Source organism: Exiguobacterium sp. s127 (assembly GCF_018618695.1).
Taxonomy (GTDB): domain Bacteria; phylum Bacillota; class Bacilli; order Exiguobacteriales; family Exiguobacteriaceae; genus Exiguobacterium_A; species Exiguobacterium_A oxidotolerans.
In genome coordinates this window covers 6,691-14,773 of record NZ_JACSMO010000021.1, presented here as the reverse complement: position 1 = coordinate 14,773, position 8,083 = coordinate 6,691, and the positions used below count along the sequence as shown (strand labels likewise).

Genomic DNA, 8,083 nt, shown 5'->3' with positions numbered 1-8,083 from the left:
CGTTCCCATGCCGAACACGGAAGTTAAGCACTTGAACGCCGAAAGTAGTTGGGGGCTTCCCCCTGTGAGGATAGGACGTTGCCAGGCAATTGAAAAAGACCGATCTGCATCTTGCAGGTCGGTCTTTTTGTGTTGTGTGAAACTTCAGACTGTTCTGATTATTACTGGAGTCATTGACATGACTGTTTCTCCTTGTTACCATAACATCAATATTCTTTTATCAAAGAGAAAGCGAGTGGATAAACATGTGGGAGAATAAATTTGCTAAAGAGGGCTTGACGTTTGATGACGTTTTGCTTGTACCACGTCGTTCAAGTGTCTTACCACGTGACGTCGATCTATCTGTATCCTTATGCGAAGGGATTACACTGAACATCCCGTTGATCAGTGCAGGAATGGATACTGTGACGGAAGCACCAATGGCGATTGCCATGGCACGTCAAGGCGGTCTAGGTGTCGTCCACAAAAACATGTCGATGGAAGACCAAGCAGAACATGTCGATCGCGTCAAACGTTCTGAAAATGGTGTCATCACGAATCCGTTTTATCTTACACCTGAACGCCAAGTATACGATGCTGAATATTTAATGAGTAAATATCGTATTTCTGGTGTTCCGATCGTTAACAACGAAACAGAACGGAAACTCGTTGGTATTTTAACAAATCGTGATCTTCGTTTTGTTAAAGACTATTCGACGGTAATTGAGACGGTCATGACGACAGAAGAACTCGTCACTGCTACAGTTGGTACGTCACTTGAAGAAGCAGAACAAATTCTCCACAAACATCGCATTGAAAAGTTACCACTCGTTGATGAGAACGGTGTATTAAAAGGCTTAATCACAACAAAGGATATTGAAAAAGTCGAACAATATCCACATGCAGCAAAAGATCAATTCGGACGTCTTCTCGTCGCTGCAGCTGTCGGTGTCACGAAAGATGCATCTCTTCGCGCACGTTTTCTTGTTGATGCAGGCGTCGATGCACTCGTCGTCGATACGGCACACGGTCACTCTGAAGGCGTACTCTTAAAAGTACGTGAGCTTCGTGATGAATATCCAAATCTTCCAATCATCGCTGGGAACGTTGCAACCGCAGAAGCAACACGCGATTTAATTGAAGCTGGTGCATCGGTCGTCAAGGTAGGGATTGGACCTGGTTCAATTTGTACGACACGTGTCGTTGCGGGAGTGGGGGTTCCACAAATCACTGCAGTCTTTGATTGTGCGACAGAGGCCCGTAAGCATGGTGTCTCCATCATTGCCGACGGCGGAATTAAGTACTCGGGCGATATCGTCAAAGCACTTGCAGCTGGCGGTCATGCGGTCATGTTAGGTAGTCTGCTTGCTGGTGTTGAAGAAAGCCCGGGCGAAATGGAGATCTACCAAGGTCGTCAATTTAAGACATACCGTGGTATGGGTTCTGAAGCATCAATGAAACGTGGTAGTCAAGATCGCTACTTCCAAGAAGCAGATAAGAAATTCGTTCCAGAAGGAATTGAAGGTCGTGTCGCTTACCGTGGAAAACTCGGTGATTCTGTCTATCAACTCGTTGGTGGGATTCGTTCAGGAATGGGATATTGTGGAGCAGCTTCATTAGAAGAATTGCGAGAAGACACACAATTCATCCGCATGACGGGTGCTGGCTTACAAGAAAGTCACCCACATGACATTCAAATCACAAAAGAAGCATCGAACTATACACGCCAATAAAAAGAAAGCCCTGCAGATGATGCGGGGCCTTTTTTTGTTTATAGATTAATGATGTTAGGCGGCTCAAGGTGTTTCACGACATAGCCTATATGAAAATCACGGACACGTTCAAGCTGGTTTTGTTCACAGTCCGAAAGACTGCTGTTACAACTGCCAAGACTGTAACAACTCCCCAAGCCCCTCTTCAAGATCTGATTCCGATAGACTTGCAAAACCTAACACGATTTGTGGGTGCATTGCTTCTAACGGAAGTTGTGCATACTGGGATAAACCATAGACCTGAATTGAAGCGTCGTGTGCTCGCCTGACTAATTCTTCTTCCGTCATCCCGTTCGCAACAGAAACGACGACATGCAAACCCGCACTTTCGCCGGTCAAGCGCAGGGATGAGATAGCACGTAACGAATTGACGACGATGTCTAACTTACGCCGATAGATCTTTCGCATCCGATTCAAATGTTTCTCGAAGTCGCCTTCTTTCATAAAGCGTGTCAAAATCGTTTGATCAAAACGTGAGACACTGCATGTGTAATAGGAGAGTTCGGTCTGATAGCGCTCAAGCAAAGAAGGCGGAAGGACCATGTAGCCAATCCGCAGTGAAGGCATGAGCGACTTGGAGAAGGTGCTCAAATAAAGTACTCGTTCACTATCGATGCTGTGGAGTGACGGAATCGACTTGCCACTATAACGAAACTCACTGTCGTAGTCATCCTCAATGATGTAACGTGTCGGGGATTCAGCAGCCCAGTTCACCAATTGCCGGCGCCGATTGACGGATAAGATGCTTCCGGACGGAAATTGGTGGGCAGGTGTCACATACATGATATCCACATCAGTCTGACTTAAAGTCGAGACTTTGACACCACTTTGATCGACCGGAATCGGGATTGCTGTTCGTCCATGATTCTCAAGAATGAGTCTGGTCGCATGATAACCGGGATCTTCGATTCCGTAGGTGACGTGTTGTCCTAGCAGGAAAATCAGTTGGGGCAAAAGTTGTTCGACCCCAGACCCAATGATGATTTGTTCAGGCGAACAGATGACACCTCTTGAGTGATATAGGTAGGTCGCAATTTCAACACGTAAGGCGAGATCGCCTTGCGGGTGTCCGAGAGAAACAAGGGATTGATTATGTTCATCGATGACATCTTTCGCATGTTTTCGCCAACGTGAAAAAGGAAAAGATGATCCATCGATTTTACTCGGATGGAAATCATGACGGATATAGGTGGACGGAGAAAGGTATTGCTTCGTTGCTAGTGGTATTTTCTTTACATAAGCAAGCTCTTCGTGTGCTAAGACAAAATACCCTTTTCTTGAAACTGACTCGACATAGCCTTCGGCGACGAGTTGTTGATAGGCGAGCTCAATCGTCGTTTGACTCAAGTTCAAGAACTGACCGAGTTTTCGTTTTGACGGTAATTTGACACCATACTCTAGACGTCCATCGATGATTTCTTGACGAATCTGTTGATACAATTGCTCGTATAACGGCTTATTGCCCTCTCGTATTAACTCGAACGATAACATATCCATTGAAGTACCTCCTAAAACTGACCTGTTCATTTCATCATAAACTGATACTTTTAAAATAGTCAATCAAGACTATACTAAAACGTAAGTACGGAGCTATCAATCAAATTGTTCAAGGGGGAATTTAGAATGATGGAACGGCAACAAGGAACGGATCGTGTCAAAAGAGGAATGGCTGAGATGCAAAAAGGGGGCGTCATCATGGACGTCGTCAATGCCGAGCAAGCGAAAATCGCAGAGGCAGCCGGTGCTGTCGCCGTCATGGCACTCGAACGTGTCCCGTCTGATATTCGCCGAGTTGGAGGTGTGGCACGAATGGCAGATCCGACCATCACGGAAGAGGTCGTAAATGCCGTCACGATTCCTGTCATGGCGAAATGCCGAATCGGCCATATCGTCGAAGCACGGATTCTTGAGTCGATGGGGGTCGATTTCATTGATGAGAGTGAAGTCCTGACACCGGCTGATGAAGAGTACCATCTGTTGAAGTCGACGTTTACGGTACCGTTCGTTTGTGGGGCGCGCGATTTAGGAGAGGCGGCTCGCCGAATTGCGGAAGGTGCGGCGATGATTCGGACAAAAGGCGAACCGGGAACGGGTAACGTCGTCGAAGCCGTCCGGCATATGCGAAAAATTCAAGCTGAACTCAACCAGATTTTACATACGAATCCGGATGAGTTGATGACACGGGCGAAGGAGTGGGGTGCACCTTACGAAGTCTTACGGATGATTCAGCAAGAAGGGCGTCTACCCGTTGTTAACTTTGCTGCCGGTGGAATCGCGACGCCGGCAGATGCTGCATTGATGATGCATCTTGGAGCTGACGGTGTTTTCGTCGGTTCAGGCATTTTTAAATCGGAGCAACCGGAAAAATTTGCGAAAGCGATCGTCGAAGCCGTGACGTACCGGGATGACTTCGAACGAATTGCGTATCTCTCGAAAGGTCTCGGAACAGCAATGAAGGGGATTGATGTCACGTCGATGCCGTTTGAGGAACGGATGGCACCACGAGGATGGTAATCGGGGTACTTGGTCTACAAGGGGCAGTCAGGGAACATCTTGAGATGTTGGCATCGCTCGGTGTAAAAACACGAATCATCAAATCGGCGGAAGATTTAGAAGGAATCGCCGGACTTGTCTTGCCCGGTGGTGAGTCGACAGCGATGCGCCGATTGATTGATCGCTACGCCTTGCTTGTGCCCCTTCGACAAAAAATAAAGACGTTACCGATGTTCGGGACGTGCGCCGGGATGATTTTATTAGCGACGGAACTTGAACAAGGAGATGTTCACCTCGGGGCAATCCCGATGAAAGTGAAACGAAATGCGTTCGGTCGCCAAGTGGACAGTTTTGAAACGATGCTAGCCGTCGACGGAATCGGGGCGGACATTGAAGCTGTCTTTATTCGAGCCCCTTATGTCGAACGAATCGATCAAGCGACCCGCGTTCTCGCTCGCATTGACGACGAGATCGTCGTCGTCGAAACAGACATGCATCTCGCCTGTTCGTTTCATCCGGAATTAACGAACGATACCTGTTTGCATCGTTACTTTATTGAAAAAGTAAAACAGCAACGTTCGGTTCACGTCATCTAACGACAAAAAAAGTATCCTTCAGTTCAAGCTGTGGGATACTTTTTTTATGCTACACTGAGGGTATAAATGAATTGAAGGAGAGGAACGATGAAACGACTTTTCATACTCTTCTTGAGCGTCCTTTTACTGACGACGAGTCTACTCCCAGTGACGAGTTATGCCGAGGTACCGACGATCAAGGCAGAATCCTACATCATGGTCGATGCTGTGACCGGTAAAGTATTGTTAGAAGAACAAGCCGATTTGGCTTTACCTCCGGCTTCGATGACGAAATTGATGACACTTTACTTAGTCCGACGTCAAATCGAACAAAAGAAACTAAGCTGGAACAAAAAAGTTCAACCAAGCCAAAAAGTACTCAAATTAGCAGGCACACCAGGATTGGCACGGGTGCCGTTAAGCAATCGTACATATACCGTTCGTGAGCTCTATGATGCAGCGTTCATCAAGTCAGCTAATGATGCGGCTGTATTACTTGCTGAAGTCGTTGCCGGAACAGAACAAAAATTCGTCAAGCTGATGAATGAGACGGCGAATACATTTGGGATGGACAATACAGAATACTCAAATGCATCGGGACTCGATGCAGTCGATGCAGCCTTACCGGGGACGAACTTGATGACAGCGACCGACATTGCACTACTCGTCATTCGTTTTATTAAAGATTATCCCGATGTCTTAGATGTCACGAGTCGTTCTTCGATGAAACTGGATGGCATCACACTCCAAAACTCCGATAAGATGTTGAAAGATCAAAAGTACGCGTATCCCGGGATGCGTGGGATGAAGACAGGGACGACTGATCTTGCCGGATATTGTTTTGCCGGTGTCGCGACGAAAGATAACATGACGATCATTACAGTCGTCATGCGGACGACATCCGATCAAGCGCGGTTTGCAGAAACAAAAAAGTTACTCGATTATGGCTTCTCATCGTTTGAGCCGTTGACTTATTACGGAAAAGGCGAGCGGATTAAAGACGTCTTCCCGATTCGTGGTGCGGAAGAAACAGACTATGACGTCATCACGGATGCATCGCTTTACGTGACGGTGCCGAAGAACGCAGCAACCCGTCCACCCGTATTTACGTTTAATCTGACCCATGCTCCAATCAAGAATGGCGCAAGTGTCGGAACGGTTCAAGTGAAGGATGAAGGCATGTACTTGCCGGGGTTTGATGTGCCGAGATCACTTCTCTATAGTGCGGAGCGAATCGCTTTGGCGAGCTTCAAGACCCGTTTGTTCCGGGCGATTGCGGCCTGGTCTGATAAAATTGATGATGCGATTCGTAAACCGGGACTTGTCAATCTCAAACAGGATAGTGTAAAGTAGAGCTAATCTCATAACGATGCAATGAACGGACCAAGTAAAGGAATTTATTCTGTTAAGAGAGCTAGTGGTTGGTGTGAACTAGTCAGAAGGATGCCTTGAATCGAGCCGGATCGCACACCTTGCGAACAAGGTGCGGGTACGCCCGTTATCGCGTCTTTGAGTTGGCTAGTACGACTAGCAATGAGGGTGGCAACGCGGATCCAGGTGATTCGTCCCTCTTCGGTTTTTATACCGGAGAGGGATGGATTGCCTTTTTTTATTGAAAAAAAGGAGGAATACACATGATTGATATTAAACGTCTGCGTCAGGATTTTGACGCAATCCAAGAAAAACTTGCACACCGCGGAGAAGATTTAACGGACATGAATCGGTTCATCGCGTTAGATGAAAAACGTCGTGAACTGATTGCCCGGACCGAGGTCTTAAAAGCAGAACGAAATGACGCGACGAAAAAAATTGCAGAACTCAAACGCAATAAAGAAAATGCCGACGAGGCAATTGCCGCGATGCGAACTGTCGGAGATGAGATTAAAGGAATCGACGACGAGTTGCGCGAAGTCGAAGCGACGTTGAATCAACTGTTGCTTGGTATCCCGAACATTCCGCATGACAGCGTCCCGATCGGTTCTTCAGAGGATGATAATGTCGTCATCCGTGAAGTGGGTGATAAACCGGCCTTTGACTTCGACGCCGTCCCGCATTGGGATTTGATGGAGCAATTAAAAATCGTCGACGTGGAACGGGCAGGGAAAGTCACAGGAAGTCGCTTCGTTTTCTATCGTGGGGCAGGTGCACGTCTCGAACGTGCGTTAATCAACTTCATGATGGACATGCATCAAGATGAAAACGGCTATACGGAAATTTTACCGCCACTCATGGTCAACCGCGAATCAATGACAGGAACAGGTCAACTTCCGAAATTTGAAGAAGATGCGTTCAAAGTCGAAGAGACGAACTACTTCCTCGTGCCGACAGCGGAAGTGCCGGTGACGAACATGCACCGGGATGAAATCTTGGCAGCAAGCCAATTACCGATCGGTTATGCAGCATACAGCCAGTGTTTCCGCTCAGAAGCCGGATCTGCCGGCCGTGATACACGAGGCCTGATTCGTCAACACCAATTCAACAAAGTGGAGCTCGTTCGTTTCGTTAAGCCGGAAGAGTCTTATGAACAACTTGAACTGTTGACTGGTCAAGCCGAAGAAGTGCTTAAACGATTGAAATTACCGTATCAAGTCCTCAGCATGTGTACAGCGGATCTTGGATTCACAGCAGCGAAGAAATACGATATCGAAGTCTGGATGCCGAGCCAAGGCGTTTACCGCGAGATTTCTTCTTGTTCAAACTTTGAAGATTTCCAGGCGCGCCGGGCACAAATTCGTTTCCGCCGGGAAGCGAATGCAAAACCGGAATTCGTGCATACATTAAACGGTTCTGCGCTTGCTGTTGGCCGGACGGTCGCAGCAATCTTAGAGAACTATCAACAAGCAGATGGTTCAGTTATTATTCCAGAAGTACTTCGTCCATACATGGGTGGACTCAAAGTGATTCAAGCATAAGTAGAAAAGGGGGAGCCTTCCCCCTTTATACTTTTAAAAAGTTTTTTTAGAAAAGGTCTTTACAGAGTAAAACCAAGATGCTATTATAATTTATGTCAGGAAGGCAAGCACGTTACAATTTGCTCGATTATAAGTACGGAGGCGTACTCAAGTGGTTTAAGAGAACGGTCTTGAAAACCGTCAGGCGGCGAAAGCCGTGCGTGGGTTCGAATCCCACCGCCTCCTCCATTTCTTTTTTTTTACCTGAAAACTACATATAACTTGGAGGCGTACTCAAGTGGTTTAAGAGAACGGTCTTGAAAACCGTCAGGCGGCGAAAGCCGTGCGTGGGTTCGAATCCCACCGCCTCCTC

6 protein-coding genes, 2 tRNA genes, 1 rRNA gene and 1 other annotated feature are annotated in these 8,083 nt (G+C 47.1%); of the genes, 8 read left to right on the top strand and 1 reads right to left on the bottom strand.

Annotation, left to right across the window (positions count from 1 at the left end; genetic code table 11):
* Positions 1-87: ribosomal RNA gene (gene rrf, locus KNP98_RS15750) — 5S ribosomal RNA — on the top strand; the annotation flags it as partial.
* A gap of 158 nt (positions 88-245) precedes the next feature.
* A complete protein-coding gene (gene guaB, locus KNP98_RS15745; protein WP_029332179.1) occupies positions 246-1,712 on the top strand; it encodes an IMP dehydrogenase in 1,467 nt (488 codons plus the stop codon).
* A 144-nt stretch (positions 1,713-1,856) separates the two neighbouring features.
* Here the strand turns inward: guaB and pdxR are convergent, their stop codons facing one another.
* Positions 1,857-3,248, bottom strand: a complete 1,392-nt coding sequence (gene pdxR, locus KNP98_RS15740) for a MocR-like pyridoxine biosynthesis transcription factor PdxR (RefSeq protein ID WP_214767977.1) — start codon at positions 3,246-3,248, stop codon at positions 1,857-1,859.
* A 129-nt stretch (positions 3,249-3,377) separates the two neighbouring features.
* On the opposite strand from pdxR, the gene pdxS reads away from it, so the two are divergent.
* The 6 genes from pdxS to KNP98_RS15710 all read left to right on the top strand — a co-directional run bounded on the left by pdxS (position 3,378) and on the right by KNP98_RS15710 (position 8,082).
* On the top strand, positions 3,378-4,265 hold the full coding sequence (gene pdxS, locus KNP98_RS15735; protein WP_483297887.1) for a pyridoxal 5'-phosphate synthase lyase subunit PdxS: 888 nt from the start codon (positions 3,378-3,380) through the stop codon (positions 4,263-4,265).
* Entirely contained in the window at positions 4,259-4,840 is a 582-nt protein-coding gene (gene pdxT, locus KNP98_RS15730; RefSeq protein WP_088835954.1) for a pyridoxal 5'-phosphate synthase glutaminase subunit PdxT, read from the top strand. Before pdxS ends, pdxT begins: the two co-directional genes overlap by 7 nt.
* Positions 4,841-4,927: 87 nt before the next feature.
* A complete protein-coding gene (locus KNP98_RS15725) occupies positions 4,928-6,172 on the top strand; it encodes a D-alanyl-D-alanine carboxypeptidase family protein (protein WP_214771818.1) in 1,245 nt (414 codons plus the stop codon).
* A gap of 12 nt (positions 6,173-6,184) precedes the next feature.
* Positions 6,185-6,392, top strand: a binding site (T-box leader).
* A gap of 61 nt (positions 6,393-6,453) precedes the next feature.
* Entirely contained in the window at positions 6,454-7,731 is a 1,278-nt protein-coding gene (gene serS / locus KNP98_RS15720) for a serine--tRNA ligase (protein ID WP_088835956.1), read from the top strand.
* A gap of 137 nt (positions 7,732-7,868) precedes the next feature.
* Positions 7,869-7,959, top strand: a tRNA-Ser gene (locus KNP98_RS15715).
* Between the two features lie 35 nt (positions 7,960-7,994).
* A tRNA-Ser gene (locus KNP98_RS15710) sits at positions 7,995-8,082 on the top strand.
* Position 8,083 lies beyond the last annotated feature (1 nt).